Below are 19,635 nucleotides of genomic sequence, written 5' to 3' on the forward strand. Positions count from 1 at the left end.
TTCGCATCCCGGAAATGAGCGTATGACCCTAGCCGAGGGGCTCAAGCTCCAATCTTACCCCAGTTGGCTGAACGGACCGTTATAGACGGTTCGGGGAGGGATCAGTTCCGGGTCGACCTGTATCAGCACCGGGTCGGTAACACCGCTGTCGACCAATTCAAAAGCGGTGGCGATGAGTTGGTTCGAGTTCTGCCGTACCATGTGCACAGGAAATTCCAGGAATGCCGCAAACGGGTCATAGTCGTAGCAACCGAAGACGCTCTGTTCGAATGCTTCCGAGGGAAGGTGGACAAACTCGCTGACGATACCTTCGAACGCTCTGATCGAGTTGATGAACAACCCGGCTGGCAATCCGCCGATACGGTCGCTGAGTGCCGAGACCTCGCGAGCGGCGTTACCGGGAGCGTATCCGCAGGTAATGATCTGGTCTTCATCAAACGATCCTCGTAGCTCCAGGACCGTCGATCGAAATGCCGAAATTCGGTGTGCAGAGGCAAAGTCGGTTTCCAGACCGCCGATCAGATACGGCTTTGCCCGGGCCGGATCGTCCACCTGCGGCATGAGCTCCAGGAGCTTTCGCGTCAACAGTTCGGCGCCGAGATAGTTGTTGCTGACGACGGAAGGCGCGTCCTTTCCCGGAAGGTCGACATAGATATGCGGCACTTGTGCCGCCCTGCAGATCTCGCTGAGCGCGGCGGGATCGGTGACGCCTGCAATGAACAGATAGTCGACGGCGTAGGAAATGAGCGTTTCGACAGTTCGGATCTCCTCGGCGGGATTGCGCAAGGTGGATACGATCACCGGGCACCAGCGGCGCTCGCGGGCTTGCGCTTCGAAGCTCTGGCTCATCGACGCAAAGAAGCGGTTGTCATGAACCGGGAGAATGAGGCCGACGAGACCGGATTGCGCGCGTCTCAATCCCCGCGCCTGCAGGTTCGTCGTATACCCGTGCTCAGCCGCTATTTTCTGGATCTTCCTCGCCGTTGCCTCGCCAACCCGACGCTTCTTCCACGTTCCGTTCAGTACCGCACTCACGGTCGAAGGAGAGGACCCGCTGAGCTGCGCGATATCGTAGATCGTGAGTTTTTGCCTGGTTTCGGGCATGGGTCGAAACGGTCTCAATGGTCAGGGCTGACAATTGCTCTTGACGAGAAGCTTGTTTCTTGATGTCATAGCACTATCGATTGTGCAAGTGCTATTCCGGCTATTCGCGTGAATGCGGCTTTGATGCTTTGCCTGGACGGGGGCTTGAAGCCGCTTCAAGTTGCCATTCTGCACAATCGATTGTTCAAACAAGTTCGCCCATTGGGGCGGCGCTCTGGGAGGAGTGACATGATCAAGGCAGTAACCGCAGCTCTGGCGGGTGTTGCACTCGCCGCATTACTGGCGGCCGGTGCGCAGGCGCAGGACAAACCAACCATGGGTATCGTCGTGAAGATCGGCGGCATTCCATGGTTCAACGCGATGGAAATGGGGATCAAGGAACGGGGCGAGAAGCTCGGCGTGGATGCTACGATGGTCGGGCCGACCAGCGCAGATCCGGCGCTTCAGGTTCGCGCTATTGAAGACCTGATTGCCAAGGGTGTGGATGTCATCGGCGTTGTTCCCAACGACGAGGCGGCCCTCGAGCCCGTGCTCGAGAAGGCGCGTGCGGCAGGGATCAAGGTTGTTGCCCATGAAGGACCCGGCCTCAAGAATGTCGACTGGGACTTCGAGCTGGCTTCGGTCAAGGGCTTTGGCGAGACCCATGCCGAGTTGCTGGCCCAGAAGATGGGTGGCAAGGGCGAGTATGCGGTTTACGTCGGGTCGCTCACCGTGCCGTTGCACAACGCCTGGGCGGACGCTGCGATCGCCTACCTCAAGGAAAAATACCCGGAGATGACGCTTATCGGCGAGCGCTACGGCGTCGCCGAAAGCGTTGACGACAGCCGCAAGACGACCCTCGACCTTCTGGCGGCGCATCCCAACATGACCGGTATCTTGGCCTTCGGCAGCCAGGGTCCGATCGGTGCGGGGCGTGCCTTCGAGGAGCGCCGGCTGATCGGCAAGGTGCATGTCCTCGGGCCGTTCTCACCCGGCCAGGGGTTGAAGCTCGTGAAAGAGGGCGCCATCGCCGGCGGCTTCATGTGGAATCCCGCCGAGGCCGGCAGGGTCTTCGTGAGCATGGGCAAGATGCTCGTGGACGGTACGGAGATCAAGGACGGCACGGAGATCGAGGGCCTGGGTGTGGTGAAGCCGGACGTCGAGGGTCGCGACATCATCACCGACAACCTGATTCCGATCAACGCAGAGACAGTTCAGGGCCTGGCAGACCTCGGACTCTGACCGCAGTCGTGCAAGGAGGGGCGCAGAAGTGCTCCTCCTTACCTCGCCAGACCTTTCCGTTTGGTCGTGTCCAAATCACAATCAGGGTTTTATCATGAGCACCTTGTACAAGGCGGCCTTGTCCGAACTTGAGAATACGTTCAATCGTCTGGATGACGCCGAGGTCGACAAGGCGGTCGAGATGATCGCCGCTGCCCGAAAGATCGTGGTCTTCGCAGGAGGACGCGAGAAACTACAGATCATGGGCTTCGCAATGCGCCTCTTTCACATGGGGTTGGCCGTCGCCGTCGAAGGAGACATGACCACGCCGCCGGTCGGCAAGGGCGATCTCTTCATCGTGAGTGTCGGCCCCGGCGAAATTTCGACTGCGCTCGCGCTTCTCGGCGTGGCGAAGGCGGCGGGTGCGAGCATTCTCGTGCTGACGGCCCAGCCTCAGGGACGTGCGGCGAAATACGCGGATTTCGTCCTACATTTGCCGGCCCAGACGATGGCCGATGACCAAGGAGAGAAAAAGACCTCTGTTCTGCCGATGGGCTCGCTTTACGAAGGCGCTCTCTTCGTCCTGTTCGAGGTTATGGTCCTCAAGCTGATCGACACGCTCGTCATCAGCCCTGAAGCGATGCGCGCCAACCACACCAATCTCGAGTAGCTGGCACCGATGACCCTGGTTGAAACAACCACTTCAAAGCCTGCGGCGATCCGCCTCGAGCACGTCTCGAAGAAATTCGGGGGCGTGCAGGCCCTCGACGACGTCTCGTTCGAGGTCAATCAGGGCGAGGTGCATTGCCTCGCCGGAGAAAACGGCTGCGGAAAGAGCACGCTGATCAAGATCATCGCAGGCGCCTACACGCCCGAACCCGGGGCGCGGATGGAGTATTTCGGCGAAGTTGAAACGGCTGTCTCGCCGAGTATCGCCCGCAATCGCGGCATTGCCGTGATCTGGCAGGATCTGGCTCTGTTCCCGGAAATGAGCGTTGCCGAGAACATCGCGTTCGAGACCCTTCTGGGTTCGCGTCCGCGCGTGGTCAACCACCGCGCCGTGAAGGAAAAGGCCGCCGCGGCTCTGGCACAGTTGGGAGTGGAACTGGACCTCGACGCCCGGTTGAATACACTGCCGATTGCCGGCCGGCAGGTCGTGGCAATTGCCCGCGCGCTGGTCGGGGATGCCGGGCTCATCTTCATGGACGAGCCGACGGCATCGCTTACTCAATCGGAAACAAACCGACTGCTCGACATTGTCCGCACGTTGTCGACACGCGGCGTGGCCATCGTCTTCGTCAGCCATCGTCTCGCAGAGGTTCTTGCGATTTCGAGCCGCGTGACGGTCCTGCGCGATGGACGTCTGGTCGGCGTCTATCCGACCGAAGGGATGAGCCAATCACGTCTGACCGAATTGATGACCGGCAAGATGCTCGAGACCAAGATGACCGCGCGGGACAAGGCGGGCGAACGCGATGTGCTGGAGGTCGAAAACCTCAGCCGTCGCTGCGAGTTCGAGGACGTCAGTCTCAAGATCCGTGCAGGCGAGATTGTCGGCCTGACCGGACTCATCGGAGCCGGACGCACCGAACTCGGGCACACGCTGTTCGGCATGACGAGGCCTGACAGCGGCGTCATCCGCCTGAACGGCAAGCCCCTCGATCTTAGGTCCAACCGGGATGCCGTCGCCGCCGGTATCGCCTACGTATCGGAAGACCGCTTGTCTCTGGGGCTCGTGCAGCAGCAGTCGATCGCCGACAACATCGCGCTGGCGGTTCTGCCGCGGATTTCCGGTCCGGATGGATTGATCTCGCGGCGCAAGAAGCAACAACTGGTGTCGAAATGGCTGGCGGACCTGGCGATCAAGATCGGGCACCCTGCGGATCCCGTTTCAACATTGTCCGGCGGCAACCAGCAGCGGGTCGTGCTTGCCAAGTGGCTGGCCACCGAACCGAAGGTTCTCATCCTCGATGCGCCAACGGTCGGGGTCGATGTCGGCGCGCGAGCGGGAATTTTCGCGATTGTCCGACGACTGGCTGAACAGGGCCTGGCGATCCTGTTGATCTCCGATGAGGTGCCCGAAGTCTATCTGAACGCGGACCGCGTGTTGCACATGGCTGCCGGTCGCATCGTCAATGAATTCGATCCGAGCAAGATTGAACTCCGCGCGATGGAAGAGGCTGTCTATGGCTAAGTTCATGCGCAATCACCCGACAGAAATGCGGCTGTCGATCGTGCTGATCTCGCTCTGCGTCAGCTTGTCTTTCGCTTCAGGCAGCTTCTTCACGCTGCCGAACCTCACGGCGCTTTTGAACAATAGTGCGGTCAATCTCATTTGGGCGGCCGGATTGCTCGTGGTGCTGATCGCGGGTGGGATCGACATCTCATTCGCGGTTGCCGCATCGATAGTCCAGTATCTGGCGGTCTACGTCTTTTCCGCGATCGGCGGCGGCAACTGGCTCGTCGGGTTCCTGGTCGCCGGGGGGCTCGGGATCGGGCTTGGCTTCATAAATGCCATCCTCATTCATCACTTCCGCATCATCTCCATCGTCGTGACCATTTCCACGTTCAACGCCTTCTTCGGGTTGTTGATGTTCTTCACGAGTGGAAAGTACCTCTACAATTTGCCCGATTGGTGGACGGGACGGGTCGTTCTCTTCGAACGGCAGGCGGCGGATGGAACCTGGGCCGAGATCACCCTTCCGGTCGCCGTCATGGTGGCAGCGCTCGCGGCGACCTGGATTCTGATCCGCCACACCACCACGGGGCGCCAGCTCTATGCATTCGGCGACAACCCGGAAGGCGCGCGCCGGCTCGGCATCAATATCGGCCTCATGCAATTCATTGCGTTCGGCTGGTGCGGGTTGATGGCGGGAATAGGCGGGCTGATGCAGGCGCACATCGTCCAGGAAGTCGTGCCAAACGCGCTGATCGGCCGCGAGCTGGATGTCCTGGCGGCGGTGGTGCTCGGCGGTGCGCGTCTCGGAGGTGGACGAGGATCGGTGCTCGGCTGCTTGCTCGGTGTCTTGCTCATTGCCGTCACGCAGAACGGATTGAACCTGCTGGGGATCTCGCCCTTCGCCTTCAAGATGGTGGTCGGCGCGATCATTCTGATCGCCATTTCGACGTCCAATCTCAATTTTGCCGGCGTTGCCGCAAGCAGACACCGCAAGGACTAACATGAACACGCTCGTTGCATGGCTGAACAAATACCTCGGCGCCGAGATTGCGGGGCTCTTCGTCTTCCTGTTCGCCGTCATTGTCATCTTCGGACTGGCCTCACCGCAATTCCTGACGCCGGCAAACTTCGGATCCATAGCGTTCCAACTGCCGGAACTGGGCCTGCTGACCCTTGCGATGCTGATGCCGATCATTTCTGGCGGCTTCAACCTGGCGATCATCTACACGGCCAATATCTGCGGTCTGACGCTGGCCTACGTGCTGCAGATTCACGGCGGTCCGGATGCGCCGATGTGGGCCTTCGTCGTCGGCGTCGGTGCGGCGCTCATCGTCGGTGCGGCTGCCGGATGCTTCATGGGGTTGGTGATCGCCTATATTGGTGCTCACCCCATCCTCGTGTCCCTTGCCATGATGATCTTTCTGCGGGGGCTTGGCGAATTCCTGACCAAGGGTGGCGACATTTCCAACTTTCCCGCCTACCTGCACCCCATCGGACACGGATTTGTCCTCGGCATACCAGTTCCGCTCCTGATATTCGCCTTGGCGGCGCTTGCCTGGCACATATTGCTCGGTCGTTCCCGACACGGCTTCTCGGTGTACATGATCGGGTCGAACGTCAAGGCGACCGCCTATTCCGGGGTCCATACCAAGCGAACACTGACGCTGATCTACACGTTGTCGGGGCTCATGTGCGCTGTCGCCGGTATCCTCATGCTGGCCCGGTTCAATTCGGTCAGGGTCGGCCACGGAGAAGCGCTGCTTCTCGTCACCGTCCTTGCGTGCTTCCTGGGTGGGGTCGACCCCTTCGGAGGCTTCGGTCGCGTGGTCCCGGTCGTGCTGGCGCTCGTCATACTCCAGGTCCTGTCGTCCGGTCTCAATCTGCTCGGCGCCAACCAGCATCTGTCGACTGCGGTCTGGGGCATCTTCCTTATCGCGGTGATGGTCCTGCGCTGGCTCGCCGGGAAAACAAAACTCTTCAGCAGTAGGAAAGGCTAGGATCATGCAAGGATTTGGTGTGCACACCAGCATGTGGACCATGAACTGGGATCGCGCTGGCGCTGAAAAGGCGATTGCTGCGGCCGTCGACTACAAGATGGACTTCATCGAAATCGCACTTCTCGACGCACCGTCGGTCGATGCCGGACATACGCGTGCGCTGCTCGAAAAGCATGGTCTTCGGGCGGTATGTTCCCTTGGATTGCCCGAGCCGGCCTGGGCTTCGCAGCGCCCGGAGGCAGCCATTGCCCATCTGGAGACGGCGATGGAGAAGACGGCCGAAATGGGGGCGCTGGCGTTGACCGGCGTGACCTATGGCGGCATCGGAGAGCGCACGGGTGTCTCACCGACAAAGGCCGAGCTCGACAATGTCGCTCGCGTTCTCGGCGCCGCTGCCAAGCGGGCGAAGTCTCTCGGCATCGAGCTCGGTATTGAGCCGGTCAATCGTTACGAAACCCATCTCATCAACACGGGTTGGCAGGCAGTTGAAATGATTGAGCGGGTCGGCGCGGACAATATCTTCATCCACCTCGACACGTACCACATGAACATCGAGGAAAAGGGCACGGCCAACGGGATTCTCGATGCGCGAGACCACCTGAGGTACATCCATCTTTCGGAGAGCGACCGAGGCACGCCCGGTTGCGGTACCTGTGACTGGGACGAGATCTTCGCGACACTTGCGGCCATCGGCTTCAAGGGTGGCCTGGCCATGGAGAGTTTCATCAACATGCCGCAGGAATTGGCGTTCGGCCTTTCGGTGTGGCGGCCGGTCGCTAGAGACGAGGCGGAAGTGATGGGGAATGGGCTGCCTTTCCTGCGCAACAAGGCCAGGCAGTACAAGCTGATCTGAACGTTTGGCTGCCGGCTCGCGCAGCGGCATTTCTTACGGGGCATCCATGCAGACGATAACTTTGCCGGTATTGGCCGATCTTCTCACCTCGCGTCCACGCGGCAGGCGCCTCCTCGTCGCGATGGTGGGAGCGCCGGCATCTGGCAAATCCAGGCTGTCGGAGGGACTGGTAGAGAGGCTGGAGCAGCACCAGCCGGGACGCGCCGCCATCCTGCCGATGGACGGCTATCACTATGATGATGCACTGCTAAAGCAGCTTGGTCGCCACGCCCGGAAGGGTGCGCCGGACACTTTTGATGTCGACGGGCTGTGCCATATGCTTCGGCGCTTGCGGGAGAACACGGATGAAGCGATCGCTGTCCCTGTTTTCGACCGCGACATCGAGACAGCGCGGGCGGGCGCGCGGCTCATTCCCGCAGCGGTCGACATCGTTGTGGTCGAAGGCAATTACCTGCTGCTCCGCCAACCGCCTTGGTCGGCGTTGAAGCCGTTTTTCGATCTCACGGTCATGGTGGTCACCTTGGAGACCATTCTTCGGCAACGGCTTGCGAAAAGATGGGAGTTCTACGGACTCCCGCCATCGGAGATTAGCCGCAAGATCGAGGAAGTAGACCTGCCCAACGGCCGCTTCGTCGTACAGGAAAGCGCTGCCGCCGACTACCGGATCGACAACACCTTGGCGGTGTAGAGCCGATCGGCGCGCCGACCTCCGAAATTGTATCCGATACAATGTTCCGATTGACCCAAAGATCAATCCTGACTTGAACTGCCGGTCTCAGTCGGGAGATATTCATGCGCGTTCCCATTTTTCAGGTTGATGCATTCGCCAACCGCCGGTTTGCCGGAAATCCGGCGGCGGTCATGTTGCTTGAGAACTTCGTCGAAGACGCGGCACTGCAGGCGATCGCCGCTGAAAACAATCTCGCGGAGACTGCCTTTCTCCTGCCGGACGGCGAGGATTACCGTCTTCGCTGGTTTACACCGACCGTGGAGGTGCCTTTGTGCGGACACGCCACTCTCGCCAGTGCCGCGGTCGTGATGGAGCGTCTGTCGCCACATCGCCGGCGTGTCATCTTTCATTCCGTTAGCGGGGCCCTGACTGTCGATCGCCGGTCCGACGGCTACGTGATGGACTTTCCGGCTCGTCCGACCGAGCCTGTCGAGCCGCCTGCGGGACTGGCCGAAACGCTCGGAGAGCGGCCGGTCGCAGTGGCGGCCGACCGCTTCAACTATCTGGTGCTGCTCGAGAGTGCGGGACAGGTGCGGAGCCTGTCCCCCGATATGGCAGCTATCAACCGGCTCGACCGTACGGGCGTGATTGTCACTGCCGCGGGCGATGACGGTTACGACTTTGTCAGCCGCTACTTCGCGCCCGCCAAGGGGATTCCCGAAGATCCGGTTACTGGCGGGGCGCATTGCGCGCTGACGCCCTACTGGGCAGAGCGCCTGGGCAAGATGGACTTTCGGGCCTTTCAGGCGTCCAAGCGCGGCGGCGAGATCGGCTGCCGTCTTCTCGGCGAGAGGGTCGAGCTCGCGGGCCGTTGCGTCTTTTATCTCGAAGGGCATGCGGAGGTCTGAGGCCGCATCTGTCAAGCGAACCGAGGAATTGCCCCCTAACGAAGAGAAGTCCCCTGGAGCAGTGCGGGAATGGGTCTGCTGACTCGGGCCGAGGCGTGGCGGACATCAGAGCAAACCGTATGACATTATGGCGGCGTTGCAGGGGCGATCGGGTCAATTTTGCGCCGATACGTCGCCGGAGAAACGCCATAAGCCCGTTTGAACGCCTTGCTGAATGAGGAGGCAGTGTCGTGTCCGCGGCGCTCCGCCACGTGATCGAGCGTCATGGCGGGTTCCTTTGGTGCCAATGGCCTAATTCTCTTTTCTTCGAGCGATCTTCCTGAACTCGCTTGGTGTCATGCCGAAGGCTGCAGCGAACTGCGTGCTGAAGTAGCTCCGGCTTCGAAAGCCACACTTTTCGGCGACACGCGCCATGCCCGCATCGGTTTCGATCAATTGCCTTGCGGCAAGCTGCAGGCGAAGACCGCGTAGCATTTCCATCGGGCCGATTCTGAAGCTCGCCGAAAACCGCTGTGCGAACCGAGAGCGGCTCATGCCCGCAAGCTCTGCGAGGCCTTCCACCGTGTGTACCGCGCCAGGTCTTTCCAGCATTGTCTTGAGAGCGGGCCAAAGCTTCTGGTCGCCGAGCGCCGCGAGCCAAGATGTGCTCGGATCATTGGCCCCAACCCGGAGACGCAACAGGTTCAGGACTATCTCAAGGAGCAGGGTCTTTATCATCACCCGACTTCCCAAGCGCGGCTCCTGCAACTCCGCCATGATCAGATCGAGCCCACGCATGGCAAGCCTGTCCTCCGACAAGGGTTCGACGATCGGAACCTGCAAAAGGTCGATGATCGCACCCGCTCCCCGAAAACCCACCGTCAGATGGGCGCATAACACTACGAGGCCGACCTTTGCTGACCCGTCGGTATCCGGCGAAGCCTGTCGGACGGAGTCTAGGCCAATGCTGGCGGGCTTGCATACCGCGTGGCTAAGGTAGGTCCCGGGCGATGAGGTTAGCCAATGGTACTGCGCAGCCGGGATGAGCGCGAGGTCGCCCTTGGTCAAGGGCCGAGGTGGTTGTCCCGGCATCTCCATATTACCCGCTCCGTCGAGAACGTAGTGGAGGCTCACCAACGGTGATCTCGGCATGTCCAGTCTACTGCGGGGCTCAAGCTCGCACAAGGAAAAGGGGTTCGTGTCTACGATGATAGATTCGAGGATTTCTTCGATTTCCATGTTTCAAACGCAAACGGGACGATAGAGAACATTCTGTGGGTTAGGACAGTAGCGTCCCAAACCACAGGAGTACACCAGAAATGTGCAGCCATGACGATCATTGCCATTGTGACCACGCAGAGATCGAACGCGCGGGTCTGACAAGGCGCAAGGCCATTCTCTCCGCGGGCGTTGCTGCCACCGCGGCGCTGTCGGTCGCCCTGAGCGCCTCGGCGGCGGACGCCGCCACCAAGAAGGATGACAAGTACGCCGACCCTAAGGAACCCGCGCTGCCGGCGTCGACCATGCAGTTGCGCAAGGCCGAGACGGCGCTCGTCGTCATTGATCCCCAGGTCGACTTCCTCAGCCCCAAGGGCGTGACATGGGGCGTTGTCGGGCCGAGCGTCACGGAGCACAACGTCGTCAGCAACATCGGCAAGTTGTTCGCCGCCGCGAAGTCCGGCGGCTTCACAGTCGCGGTGTCTCCGCACTACTATTACCCCACCGACCACGGCTGGAAGTTCGAGGGCGCACTTGAGAAGCTCATGCATTCGATCGGCATGTTCGACCGCAAAGGTCCTCTCGACTTGACAGACTTCCGCAACTCAGGCGCCGACTTCATGCCTGAGTACAAGGAATACATCGAAGACAACAAGACCGTGATTGTTTCCCCGCACAAGGTGTACGGCCCCGAGACGAACGACCTTGTGCTCCAGTTGCGCAAGCGCGGCGTCAGCCAGGTGGTCCTGGCGGGCATGTCAGCGAACCTCTGCGTCGAATCCCATATGCGCGAACTTCTCGAGCAGGGCTTCGAGGTGGCGGTCGTCAAGGATGCCACTGCCGCCGCGATCCTTCCCGATGGCGACGGCTACCTCGCCGCCATCACCAACTTCCGATACATGGCGAACGCCGTTTGGTCGACCGAGGATGCGCTGGGCCGTATTGCCGCCGCCCAGTGACTGGCTCGGGGGAGGCCAAGCCCCCTCTTTGCCTCCCCCGAGACGCCAGAGAACAAGCCGGCCAAGATGAGCCTTGGCAAGAGAAGTGGTGGTGAACGATCATTCCGGCATATGTCGGCGCCGTTGCCGAGGGAGGCAACGGCAAAGACTGGACGGACGCGGCATGACAAGGCGGAACTCAACCTCAAGGCAGCGAAGGGCCTCCGGTCCAAGGGCGACAAGGGACCTCTGTGACCGAGGTCGTCAGGGAAACCGGCGTGAACCGCGTGAATACCTACAAGGGCTTCTCCGTAAGAAGGGATGTCTGTCGCGAGGAAACTCAGGTCCTCAGAAATCCACCGCCGACGATTCCTCGCGCACCTTGCGGCCCGGCGACCTCGCCTGGGCCGCAATTGTTTGCGTGAAAGAGTCGGAAATGACGGTAAGTCACGCAGAGAGGGAGGGCACAGCCTGACGTTGCTGCTCTGAGGTTGCCCGGAAGGCCTGCCCAAGCCTCCTCTGAACATTTTCGGCCTGTTCGGTCGGCAGTTGGAGGCTGATCCTCGCAGTCCGACGTGGAGGGGCCGGTATGAAGCACTTTGAAATCTGCTCCAGTTCCCGCACCGGCTACTGGCAATGCCGACAGCCTTCCTCCGTCAGTGCGTCTTCACACCGACGGAGGAAAAGGCAGTGTTCCGGCCCGCAAGCTGCGTCAAAGGCCGCAACTGTTGCACGGGCGGCCATTCGATGATTGCGGATAAGTAGCCGGATTTCCCGTCGGATTCTCTTGCGTCGCCATGCTCAGTGAACGAGGCACGGGATCCCGGTCCATGGCGGACGATGATTATCACCCGCGCAATCTCGCAGCCTTCACAGTTGAGCAACAGGTGCTCCGGTTAGGGCAAAGGTGATGGGACGTGAAGGCTGGCCGTCGGGCAGGGTGATTTCGCAGTGCTGTACTCACATCGGACCTGGAGCACGCAGGTTTCTCAGCTCTGGGCGTTGCGACCTGCCATGACGCCGCCATCCACATCCCAAACCGCCCCGGTCACCCAGCCCGCTTTGGGCGAGAGTAGAAAGGCAATTACATTTGCCACATCTTCCGCAGTTCCGATCCTCCCGATCGGATGGAAGCCGTTGAAGCCCTGGAGAGCGTCGTGCACCTGCTCCCTCGGGATGAAGGCTTCGTAGATTGGTGTCTCGACCACCGCCGGTGAGACACCGTTGACGCGGATGCCATGCTCGGCCAGCTCCACCGCGAGATGCTGGGTCATGGCGTGCAAGCCGGCTTTCGCCATTGAATAGGCGGAGGAGGGTGTTGCCTGGACGGCCTGCCTCGCCCACATCGACCCGATGTTGACGATTGCACCTCCATTTCCGCGCACGGTCATGGCCCTGGCCACGGCCTGCGTGAGGAAGAAGGTGCCACGGTTGAGGTCGAGGTAACGGTCGTAGTCCTCCTCCGAATGCTCAAGGAATGGCCTCGGCAGGAAGACGCCGGCACCGTTCACAAGGCCGGTGAGATCGGAGAAATCGTCCGGCACCCGGTCGGTGAAGGCGCGCACGGCCGCCGTATCGGTGATATCGAGCACTTCGATGTCGACGCGCCCGATCTGCGCGAGTTCTCTGCGCGCGGCTTCAAGCTTGGCGCGCTGGCGGCCAAGAAGGACGACTGCACCGCCGTTATTGAGCAACATGTGAGCAGTTGCCTTACCGATACCGCTGGCGCCGCCGACGAAGATGGTCCGGGTTCGCCTAAAGCTCGTCATGATTTTCATCCTTTCGATTAGCCGGCTGAGAGTGCCGAAGGTTCTTGTCTCAAAGTTCGAGGCTGACGGGGCCGTCCGGCAGAGCGCAGCAGAGCAGGACCTCGTCTTTCGCGATCGCGGCCGCCGGCACGCTCTCATATCGGACCGCGCCGGAGAGCTTTCTGGTCGCACACGCACCACAACGCCCGGAACGACAATTGAAGGAAGGATTGAGTCCAAGATCCTCGGCAAATTCGAGAAGGCTCAATGCCCGTGGGTCGAATGGCGCGGTTATGCCCGCCTTGACGAAGCTCACGACCGCATTGCCCCCAGAACTTGTCGCTGGGGCTTGCTGGCCACGGCGTTCTACTGTTGCAGGCCCGAAGGACTCGTATCGGACGCGCTCGTCGGCCACGCCGAGTGCGGTGAGGATCTGGTCCATTGCGTTCATGAAGGTGGCGGGGCCACAAAGATACACGTCGACGTTCGGTGAGGGTACGAGGTCAAGCAGGAGAGCCTCATCGACCAGTCCGTGGCTGTCACGTGCCCTATCGCTCACGGCGCCCGGGAGCCGTTGGCTGTAACGGGCATGGACAGTCAGGTTCGGCATGCGACACGCGAGGTCCGCCACCTCGCTCTGGAACGGATGATCGTGTTGATGACGCATCGCCAATACGAGGACAACGTTGCGGCGCGCCTCGCGTGCCGCCAGGTCTCGCAGCATGGCAAGCAGCGGCGTAATGCCGATGCCGCCCGCAAGCAGGACGATCGGCCGGCTGCTCGCTCCGTCAAGGACGAAGTGGCCTTGCGGTATGCCGGCACTGATGAGGTCGCCGACCGCCCAATTGTCATGGACATGGTTGCTGACCCGGCCTGGTGGCCGGTCCGGAAGACACTCGCGCTTGATACTCAGTCGGTAGCGACCGGCTTCATAGGCCGATATTGTATAGGTTCGCCGCAGCAAACCGTGACCGGGTACCTCCACCGAGATGGGCAGGTACTGGCCGGCGAGAGGCGTCGGCAACGCGGTACCATCCGGTGAGGCGAGCCAGTAGGAGGTGACGAGCTCGGCTTCCTGTTGCACGGCGGCGAGCATCAAAGGCCGCTCCGGAACGACCGGAAGATGCTCGTCGTCGGACGTCGGCAGACTGCCTGCGCCTGAGAGGCTGTCCGCCTTCGCACCGCCGATTGATGCGTCGAGAAGGGGCCGGGGAATGAGCGACATACTCTTGTTCATCTCACAGTCGCTCCTTTGACCCGAAGCGAGGCTCGCTCGGAATGAGCGGTAAGAACCTCCGCGAGGGGCCCCACAGTCTTCAGTCGGGTATGAATGACGGGATGGGGCTTCGACCCCAGCGTTGCTTGTGCTGTGTACATGTGGAACGCACGCCCGTGGTGGCCTGCAGTGCGCCGGCCAGGAACCTGCCCCTGGTCCGGAGATGTTTGTCGATCACCGAAAAGAGATGCCGCGCCCTCATATGCGCCAGGTTGCGCTTTCCACTGAGAATGCCGAGGAGACACGGGCAGCATGACGCAGCTCATCGCGCCGACTGCGGCGAGCCGCATTGCGCCAGTTCGGCCTCAAGCTCGGCAATCCGCCTTGTCAGCGGCTCCATCACGGTGTTCATTTCGTCGAGCGAATAGCGTTCGGTGATGTGCTGCGGGCAATTCCAGTCGAAGCCTTCGACTCTGACGAGGAAGCCCCGCTCGATCCGTGCCCTGTAGTCGGGCATCTCGAGGCGTGACAGTAAGTCCTGTCTCTCATGCCCGATGATCAGGGCGCGGCCCAGCAGTTTGAGACGGGTCCTGTTCGGGTAGTCCATGAAGAACAGCGATATGCGGTCGTTCGTCATCAGGTTTCCGACGCTGATGTACTGTCGGTTGCCCCGGAAGTCCGCGAAGCCGATCGTGTTCTCGTCGAGCACGCGCATGAAACCGGTCGGTCCGCCGCGATGCTGGATATAGGGCCAACCCGTTTCACTGACCGTGGCCATGTAGAGAGAGTTCCGCGCGGCGATGAAACTGGCCTCGGCTTCGGTGAGCCGATGGTTGAGCGCGTCCGGCACATCCTCGATGCCGGCATAGGAGGACCGGCTGCCAAGTTCTTCCTGCACCTTCTTCACTTTCGGTGTGAAGGCGATCTCCGCGAAATGATGTGGCATGATGTCCTCCTGAGACTGAGATCCCGCGTGTTACAGCCCGAGTTCCGACAGACCCGGGTGATGCGCGGGGCGTGGTCCTTGCGGCCAGTGGAACTTCCGCTCGCCTTCGCGGATCGGCTGGTCGTTGATGCTGGCAAATCGAAGCCGCATCAGGCCGTGCTCGTCGAACTCCCAGTTTTCATTGCCGTGGCTGCGGAACCAGTTCCCGGCATCATCCCGCCATTCGTAGGCGAAGCGCACCGCGATGCGGTTCCCGGCGAAGGCCCAGAGCTCCTTGACCAGGCGATATTCGAGCTCCCGAGCCCATTTGCGCCTGAGGAAGGCGACGATGTCGGCGCGGCCGACCGGAAATTCGGCGCGGTTGCGCCAGCGGCTGTCTTTCGTGTAGGCGAGCGAAACACGCTCCGGGTCACGCGTGTTCCACGCATCCTCAGCCAGCCGCACCTTCTGGAGCGCAGTCTCGAGGGTGAAGGGCGGCAGAGGTGGGCGAGCGGCAGGTTGAATCGTCTGGGTCATCGGAATTTCCTTCCGTTCGGGGAAATGGCGCGGCGGAAGCCGCGCCAAGTGTCGTCTTCCTGTTCAAAGAAACTGGTTCAGGTCGACCTTCGGGAAGTCGATTTCGACCTGGGTCGATTTACCGAGCAGGTTGGTGAAGATGTTCATCGCGACATGCGTGATGATCTCGACGATCTCCGCGTCGGAGTGACCGGCCGCGCGGACCGCGTCGAACTCCGCTTTGCTTACCTGGCCGGTACTATCCACGAGAGCGCGGGCGAAACCCAACGCGGCCGCAGCCTTCGCGTCGGAAGACTGGCCCTTGCGGTTGGCGAGCATCTCCTCGTTGCCGAGGCCGGCTTTCCGACCGATCGCCGTGTGCGCCGAGACGCAGTACTGGCAGGCATTCTGCTCGGCGACTGCGAGCGCGATCCGCTCCCGCGTCTGCGGGTCGAGAACACCTGCACCGGCAATCCCATGGATACCGAGAAAGGCGCTCAAGGCTGCCGGCGAGTTCGCCAGCACGCGGATGAAGTTTGGAACCATTCCGAGGCCAGCCTGGACCGCGTCCAGAAGCTCCTTTGCCTCGCCGGTGGCGGATTGGGGGTCGATGACGGCAACACGAGCCATGAGATTTTGTCCTTCCGTGAGTGTTGGTGCGGTGCCCTCGGGCGCCGCTCGCACATAATTTGACTGATGGCCGCAATTGAAAGAATACGCGTCGTGTGAAACACTTTATTTCGAACGGAGGAATAAAAATGGATCGCTTCCATGAGCTCGAGGTGTTCGTCGGCGTGGCCGAGGCTGGCAGCTTCGCCAAGGCTGGTGCGCGGCTCCGCCTGTCGCCGCCGGCCGTGACGCGCGCTGTCTCGGCGCTCGAAGAGCGACTTGGTGCGCGCGTCTTCAACCGTACGACGCGAAGCGTGACGATCACCGACGTCGGTCGACGCTTCCTGGAAAGCGCGCGGCGCGTGCTCTCGGACCTAGAGACGGCCGAGAAGGAGGCGATCGGCGAAACCGCCACGCCGCAAGGCCACCTCAACATCACGGCATCTGTGACATTCGGCCGATCCGCCCTTTCGCCGGTCGTTTGCGGTTTCCTCAGTCGATACCCGCGGGTAACGGCATCCGTTCTCCTTCTCGATCGGGTGGTGAATCTTGTCGAGGAGGGCGTCGACGTCGCTGTGCGCATCGGTCACCTGCCGGATTCGGGCCTGATCGCCAAACGGATTGGCGCCGTCCGCCGGGTTCTGGTCGCGAGCCCGGATTACATCGCCAGGCGAGGGATGCCTGCGTCACCGGCAGAACTGAGGCTCCATTCGGTGATTGCATTCACAGGCCTCATGCCGAACCGCGAATGGCGATTCCTGAACGGGCAAAAGCAGGGTAGCATGAACCTTGGCCCCGTCTTCGAGATCAACGACGCGGCATCCGCCATTCAGGCCGCCGAGGAGGGGCATGGTGTCACGGTAGCGCTGTCGTATATGGTGAGCGATCAGGTCCGCCGCGGGAAGCTGGTGCCAATCCTCGATGCCTTTGCTTTGCCGCCGCAGCCGGTGCATCTGGTCTATCCTCAGGCGAGGCTTGTCGCCCCCAAGGTCCGCGCCTTCATCGACTTTGCAGCACCCCGGTTGAAGGCGTCCCTCGACCAGTTGACATGGACGAGCGCAGAAGACGCCAAATCTGGCACGTCGCCTACTCTTCGGTGAATAGGCCCGGATAGCCGCGAACCGTGTCCCGGTTTTCGACCAGAGCCGACATCGCTTGGGCAGGTACCCAGATCAAACATTCTCTAGCCGAAGCTGGCGTCGTTTCTGCACCATTGCCGCATGCGGGTCTAGCTGGCGAATTCCTCAGGCAAGAGGGACGGCAATATGCGCGCGCGGAGGGCAATCCCACCCTGGGCGGGAGGTTCACCCGGTGGTGGTGGGGCGAGGTCGTCGAGACGTCGATGAAGGGGTGGCGTCCCGTGCGAGGGGTGGTCGCCACGGACGACACATTACGATCAGGAACGCGGTATCTAGAGGCCGGGATCACTTCTGCGCCGGTACGTTGCCGGAGAAACGCCATAAGCCCGTTTGAACGCCTTGCTGAACGAAGAGGCGGTGTCGTATCCGCAGCGCTCCGCTACCTGATCGAGCGTCACGGCGGTTTCCTTCAGCCAACGGGCGGCGATCTGCATCCGCCAGTCCGTGAGGTATTCGATGGGTGACATACCGATCCGGGACGCAAATTTCTCGGTGAGAACGGTCTTGGAAATACCCGCGCGCCCGCAAAGTTCGGCAATGGACCACCGATGCCAGGGTTCGCGGTGAATCAGTTCCAGAACCGTGGCGATCCGGCGATCCTGCATCGCCGCAAACACGCCGTCACGCACCAGTTCTGCCTCGATGCAATGTCGAACCAACAGAATGAAGAAGCCGTCACAAAGACGCTCGATCACCGCCCCGCTGCCGAAACGGGCATGTTCGGACTCGGCGATAACCAGTTCGATCAGACGTGCAAGGCTGTCGCGGGCATCCTTCTTCCGGATGACGATCTCGGCGGGCAGAGCGTGCCAGAGCGGCGACTGCGGCGCATTGAGCTCGATCTCGCCGCAGACGAAACCTGTCTCGCCCGCCGCCCAAGTGGTCAGATCGCCGCTCACGCCGCCCAGCGGCACATGGTCAGGACTGTAGGACAGGTAGTGTTCCGCGGCATGGGGCAAGAAAACCATCAGGTCGCCCTCGGCCAGTTCCAGCGGTCCATCGATCGCAGGGGAGTGGACCCATCCATGCCCTTTGCCGACGAGGTGAAACCAGATCGACCTGTCTGAATTGTGGTCCATCGTCCATTGTCCACACACCCCGCCGGCGTAGGCGAGCTTTGCGCGCAGGTTGAGGCCATTGGCCAAGGCTGTCAGTGCGTCCAACGTCATCTCCCGGACAGGCGGACATGCATTCCGGAATCCCTCACATGGGGTCCTGTGCTCGCCATCGCTATAGTCTCCGGGCGATCACGGGGTGCGTTTGCCACAGCGCTCTTCCGACGTTTCGCAAATAAAACCTGTGTTGACAATGGAGACTGGACGATGGCCGAGATAGCACGATTGACACTTGACGGCGTGGACGCCGATGCCGCCGAACCCAATGTGAAGGCCCTGCTCGACGGGACCCGAAAGTCCCTCGGCTTCGTGCCGAACATGTATACCAACATGGCCAACTCGTCCGGCCTGCTCGACACCTACATGGTCGGTTACAAGCATTTTCGGGCGGAGAGCCATCTCGCTCCTGCCGAGCAGGAGGTCGTGCTCCTGACCATCAGCCATGAAAATCGCTGCCGGTATTGCATGGCCGCGCACAGCATGGTCGGCGAGAAGATGTCCAACGTACCGGCAGCGGTGCTCAGCGCGCTGCGCGCCGGAAAAATCCTGCCCGATGCCCGGTTGCAGGCGCTTTCGCTGTTCACACGACTGATGGTGAAGGGCCGCGGGAATCCGTCGCCCGAGGAGCTTCAGGCCTTTCTTGCTGCCGGCTTCAGCGAACGCCACGTCCTGGAGATCATTCTTGCGATCGCGGTGAAGACCATCAGCAACTACGCCAATCATCTCTTCCATACCGAACTGGATGCGGCTTTCTCCGGCTACCGCTGGGACGCCTGACGGCGGTTCGAGCCTGATCGACCAAATAGGGCGCGGGCGGCCTTTTGCCGCCCCGCTGCCCGCCAACACGGCGTGTTTCCACTGCGCTCTCAATACGGGTATCCGATCATGACGTCGAAATGGAGAACCATCCGGGCTTCCCTTATGGGCCTGCCGCTCTGGGTCAGGCTGTGGCTTGTCGTTCTGGCCCTGACGAATATGTCGTCCCTGGCGTTTCTTGACACGGACAGCGGCCGCTGGACAGCGGTGGCATTCGCGGCTGTGGGCGTGTTCAACATGCCCATGGTCTATATTCAGGGTGGGCTTACGCGGCTGCTGTCGGTTCCGCATGCCATATGGATCCCGCTGCTGATTCATCTCATCCAGAGGCTATTCGTCGATCACGCAATCGCGTCGGGCAGCGATGAGTACGTCTTTGCTGCGGCAGTTGTCGCGGTGAACGGGACTTCCCTCTTGTTTGATGTACTCGAGAGCTGGCGCTGGCTGGCGGGACGCCGGGAGATCCTGGGGTTGCACAAGGCCGGACGCGACGCTGTCCGATAGG

Annotated in this window: 21 protein-coding genes; 12 read left to right on the forward strand and 9 right to left on the reverse strand. The window is 61.3% G+C overall.

Features of this window, described 5'->3' with window-relative positions; genetic code table 11:
* Nucleotides 1-54 precede the first annotated feature (54 nt).
* Nucleotides 55-1,104: a LacI family DNA-binding transcriptional regulator gene (locus tag EUU22_RS08430; protein ID WP_129331574.1), complete on the reverse strand. Its 1,050-nt coding sequence runs from the start codon at nucleotides 1,102-1,104 to the stop codon at nucleotides 55-57.
* A 228-nt stretch (nucleotides 1,105-1,332) separates the two neighbouring features.
* Here EUU22_RS08430 and EUU22_RS08435 point away from each other — a divergent pair, with 228 nt between their 5' ends.
* From EUU22_RS08435 to EUU22_RS08470, 8 genes are all read left to right on the forward strand, one after another.
* Nucleotides 1,333-2,325 (forward strand): substrate-binding domain-containing protein, encoded by a 993-nt coding sequence (locus tag EUU22_RS08435; protein ID WP_129331575.1) that lies wholly within the window; start codon nucleotides 1,333-1,335, stop codon nucleotides 2,323-2,325.
* Nucleotides 2,326-2,419: 94 nt separating this feature from the next.
* On the forward strand, nucleotides 2,420-2,974 hold the full coding sequence (locus EUU22_RS08440; protein ID WP_129331576.1) for an SIS domain-containing protein: 555 nt from the start codon (nucleotides 2,420-2,422) through the stop codon (nucleotides 2,972-2,974).
* Nucleotides 2,975-2,983: 9 nt separating this feature from the next.
* Entirely contained in the window at nucleotides 2,984-4,498 is a 1,515-nt protein-coding gene (locus EUU22_RS08445; RefSeq protein ID WP_129331577.1) for a sugar ABC transporter ATP-binding protein, read from the forward strand.
* Nucleotides 4,491-5,483 carry an ABC transporter permease gene (locus tag EUU22_RS08450; protein WP_129331578.1) on the forward strand — a complete coding sequence of 331 codons (993 nt, stop codon included), beginning with the start codon at nucleotides 4,491-4,493 and terminating at the stop codon, nucleotides 5,481-5,483. The genes EUU22_RS08445 and EUU22_RS08450 overlap by 8 nt, the downstream gene beginning before the upstream one ends.
* A gap of 1 nt (nucleotide 5,484) precedes the next feature.
* Nucleotides 5,485-6,480, forward strand: a complete 996-nt coding sequence (locus EUU22_RS08455) for an ABC transporter permease (RefSeq protein ID WP_129331579.1) — start codon at nucleotides 5,485-5,487, stop codon at nucleotides 6,478-6,480.
* A gap of 4 nt (nucleotides 6,481-6,484) precedes the next feature.
* Nucleotides 6,485-7,333, forward strand: a complete 849-nt coding sequence (locus EUU22_RS08460; RefSeq protein ID WP_129331580.1) for a sugar phosphate isomerase/epimerase family protein — start codon at nucleotides 6,485-6,487, stop codon at nucleotides 7,331-7,333.
* Nucleotides 7,334-7,403: 70 nt separating this feature from the next.
* Nucleotides 7,404-8,021: a nucleoside/nucleotide kinase family protein gene (locus EUU22_RS08465; protein ID WP_129331581.1), complete on the forward strand. Its 618-nt coding sequence runs from the start codon at nucleotides 7,404-7,406 to the stop codon at nucleotides 8,019-8,021.
* Nucleotides 8,022-8,125: 104 nt separating this feature from the next.
* Nucleotides 8,126-8,911, forward strand: coding sequence for a PhzF family phenazine biosynthesis protein (locus EUU22_RS08470; RefSeq protein WP_129331582.1), 786 nt, complete (start codon nucleotides 8,126-8,128; stop codon nucleotides 8,909-8,911).
* A gap of 125 nt (nucleotides 8,912-9,036) precedes the next feature.
* Here the strand turns inward: EUU22_RS08470 and EUU22_RS08475 are convergent, their stop codons facing one another.
* Both EUU22_RS08475 and EUU22_RS08480 read right to left on the reverse strand, forming a co-directional pair.
* On the reverse strand, nucleotides 9,037-9,177 hold the full coding sequence (locus tag EUU22_RS08475) for a helix-turn-helix domain-containing protein (RefSeq protein WP_129331583.1): 141 nt from the start codon (nucleotides 9,175-9,177) through the stop codon (nucleotides 9,037-9,039).
* A gap of 25 nt (nucleotides 9,178-9,202) precedes the next feature.
* Nucleotides 9,203-10,129: an AraC family transcriptional regulator gene (locus EUU22_RS08480; RefSeq protein ID WP_129331584.1), complete on the reverse strand. Its 927-nt coding sequence runs from the start codon at nucleotides 10,127-10,129 to the stop codon at nucleotides 9,203-9,205.
* Nucleotides 10,130-10,209: 80 nt separating this feature from the next.
* Between EUU22_RS08480 and EUU22_RS08485 the strand changes: the two genes are divergently transcribed.
* Nucleotides 10,210-11,067, forward strand: coding sequence for a cysteine hydrolase family protein (locus EUU22_RS08485; RefSeq protein WP_129331585.1), 858 nt, complete (start codon nucleotides 10,210-10,212; stop codon nucleotides 11,065-11,067).
* Between the two features lie 968 nt (nucleotides 11,068-12,035).
* Here EUU22_RS08485 and EUU22_RS08490 read toward each other — a convergent pair.
* The 5 genes from EUU22_RS08490 to EUU22_RS08510 form a co-directional block, all read right to left on the reverse strand.
* The gene (locus EUU22_RS08490) at nucleotides 12,036-12,824 is read right to left on the reverse strand and encodes an SDR family NAD(P)-dependent oxidoreductase (RefSeq protein WP_129331586.1); all 789 of its coding nucleotides are present in this window, start codon (nucleotides 12,822-12,824) and stop codon (nucleotides 12,036-12,038) included.
* A 40-nt stretch (nucleotides 12,825-12,864) separates the two neighbouring features.
* Nucleotides 12,865-14,031, reverse strand: a complete 1,167-nt coding sequence (locus EUU22_RS08495) for a 2Fe-2S iron-sulfur cluster-binding protein (RefSeq protein ID WP_129331587.1) — start codon at nucleotides 14,029-14,031, stop codon at nucleotides 12,865-12,867.
* 301 nt (nucleotides 14,032-14,332) lie between these two features.
* Nucleotides 14,333-14,956, reverse strand: coding sequence for a pyridoxamine 5'-phosphate oxidase family protein (locus EUU22_RS08500; RefSeq protein ID WP_129331588.1), 624 nt, complete (start codon nucleotides 14,954-14,956; stop codon nucleotides 14,333-14,335).
* A 30-nt stretch (nucleotides 14,957-14,986) separates the two neighbouring features.
* On the reverse strand, nucleotides 14,987-15,472 hold the full coding sequence (locus EUU22_RS08505) for a nuclear transport factor 2 family protein (RefSeq protein WP_129331589.1): 486 nt from the start codon (nucleotides 15,470-15,472) through the stop codon (nucleotides 14,987-14,989).
* Nucleotides 15,473-15,535: 63 nt separating this feature from the next.
* Nucleotides 15,536-16,081, reverse strand: coding sequence for a carboxymuconolactone decarboxylase family protein (locus EUU22_RS08510; RefSeq protein WP_129331590.1), 546 nt, complete (start codon nucleotides 16,079-16,081; stop codon nucleotides 15,536-15,538).
* Nucleotides 16,082-16,209: 128 nt separating this feature from the next.
* On the opposite strand from EUU22_RS08510, the gene EUU22_RS08515 reads away from it, so the two are divergent.
* On the forward strand, nucleotides 16,210-17,160 hold the full coding sequence (locus EUU22_RS08515; RefSeq protein ID WP_129331591.1) for a LysR family transcriptional regulator: 951 nt from the start codon (nucleotides 16,210-16,212) through the stop codon (nucleotides 17,158-17,160).
* Between the two features lie 311 nt (nucleotides 17,161-17,471).
* On the opposite strand, the gene EUU22_RS08520 is transcribed toward EUU22_RS08515, so the two are convergent.
* Nucleotides 17,472-18,362, reverse strand: coding sequence for an AraC family transcriptional regulator (locus EUU22_RS08520; protein ID WP_129331592.1), 891 nt, complete (start codon nucleotides 18,360-18,362; stop codon nucleotides 17,472-17,474).
* A gap of 159 nt (nucleotides 18,363-18,521) precedes the next feature.
* Between EUU22_RS08520 and EUU22_RS08525 the strand changes: the two genes are divergently transcribed.
* Nucleotides 18,522-19,091 (forward strand): carboxymuconolactone decarboxylase family protein, encoded by a 570-nt coding sequence (locus EUU22_RS08525; RefSeq protein ID WP_129331593.1) that lies wholly within the window; start codon nucleotides 18,522-18,524, stop codon nucleotides 19,089-19,091.
* A gap of 108 nt (nucleotides 19,092-19,199) precedes the next feature.
* Nucleotides 19,200-19,634 (forward strand): hypothetical protein, encoded by a 435-nt coding sequence (locus EUU22_RS08530; protein WP_129331594.1) that lies wholly within the window; start codon nucleotides 19,200-19,202, stop codon nucleotides 19,632-19,634.
* The last annotated feature ends 1 nt before the right edge of the window (nucleotide 19,635 follow it).

The sequence above is a fragment of the Ciceribacter ferrooxidans genome (assembly GCF_004137355.1).
Classification (GTDB): Bacteria; Pseudomonadota; Alphaproteobacteria; order Rhizobiales; family Rhizobiaceae; genus Allorhizobium; species Allorhizobium ferrooxidans.

Bases quoted from the DNA above. Each gene is read 5' to 3' on its own strand.
- EUU22_RS08515 (WP_129331591.1), top strand. From the start codon at position 16,210: ATGGATCGCTTCCATGAGCTCGAGGTGTTCGTCGGCGTGGCCGAGGCT.
- EUU22_RS08435 (WP_129331575.1), top strand. From the start codon at position 1,333: ATGATCAAGGCAGTAACCGCAGCTCTGGCGGGTGTTGCACTCGCCGCA.
- EUU22_RS08485 (WP_129331585.1), top strand. From the start codon at position 10,210: ATGTGCAGCCATGACGATCATTGCCATTGTGACCACGCAGAGATCGAA.
- EUU22_RS08510 (WP_129331590.1), bottom strand. From the start codon at position 16,081: ATGGCTCGTGTTGCCGTCATCGACCCCCAATCCGCCACCGGCGAGGCA.
- EUU22_RS08440 (WP_129331576.1), top strand. From the start codon at position 2,420: ATGAGCACCTTGTACAAGGCGGCCTTGTCCGAACTTGAGAATACGTTC.
- EUU22_RS08470 (WP_129331582.1), top strand. From the start codon at position 8,126: ATGCGCGTTCCCATTTTTCAGGTTGATGCATTCGCCAACCGCCGGTTT.
- EUU22_RS08525 (WP_129331593.1), top strand. From the start codon at position 18,522: ATGGCCGAGATAGCACGATTGACACTTGACGGCGTGGACGCCGATGCC.
- EUU22_RS08445 (WP_129331577.1), top strand. From the start codon at position 2,984: ATGACCCTGGTTGAAACAACCACTTCAAAGCCTGCGGCGATCCGCCTC.
- EUU22_RS08500 (WP_129331588.1), bottom strand. From the start codon at position 14,956: ATGCCACATCATTTCGCGGAGATCGCCTTCACACCGAAAGTGAAGAAG.
- EUU22_RS08430 (WP_129331574.1), bottom strand. From the start codon at position 1,104: ATGCCCGAAACCAGGCAAAAACTCACGATCTACGATATCGCGCAGCTC.
- EUU22_RS08475 (WP_129331583.1), bottom strand. From the start codon at position 9,177: ATGACGCTCGATCACGTGGCGGAGCGCCGCGGACACGACACTGCCTCC.
- EUU22_RS08480 (WP_129331584.1), bottom strand. From the start codon at position 10,129: ATGGAAATCGAAGAAATCCTCGAATCTATCATCGTAGACACGAACCCC.
- EUU22_RS08495 (WP_129331587.1), bottom strand. From the start codon at position 14,031: ATGAACAAGAGTATGTCGCTCATTCCCCGGCCCCTTCTCGACGCATCA.
- EUU22_RS08505 (WP_129331589.1), bottom strand. From the start codon at position 15,472: ATGACCCAGACGATTCAACCTGCCGCTCGCCCACCTCTGCCGCCCTTC.
- EUU22_RS08490 (WP_129331586.1), bottom strand. From the start codon at position 12,824: ATGAAAATCATGACGAGCTTTAGGCGAACCCGGACCATCTTCGTCGGC.
- EUU22_RS08460 (WP_129331580.1), top strand. From the start codon at position 6,485: ATGCAAGGATTTGGTGTGCACACCAGCATGTGGACCATGAACTGGGAT.
- EUU22_RS08530 (WP_129331594.1), top strand. From the start codon at position 19,200: ATGACGTCGAAATGGAGAACCATCCGGGCTTCCCTTATGGGCCTGCCG.
- EUU22_RS08455 (WP_129331579.1), top strand. From the start codon at position 5,485: ATGAACACGCTCGTTGCATGGCTGAACAAATACCTCGGCGCCGAGATT.
- EUU22_RS08450 (WP_129331578.1), top strand. From the start codon at position 4,491: ATGGCTAAGTTCATGCGCAATCACCCGACAGAAATGCGGCTGTCGATC.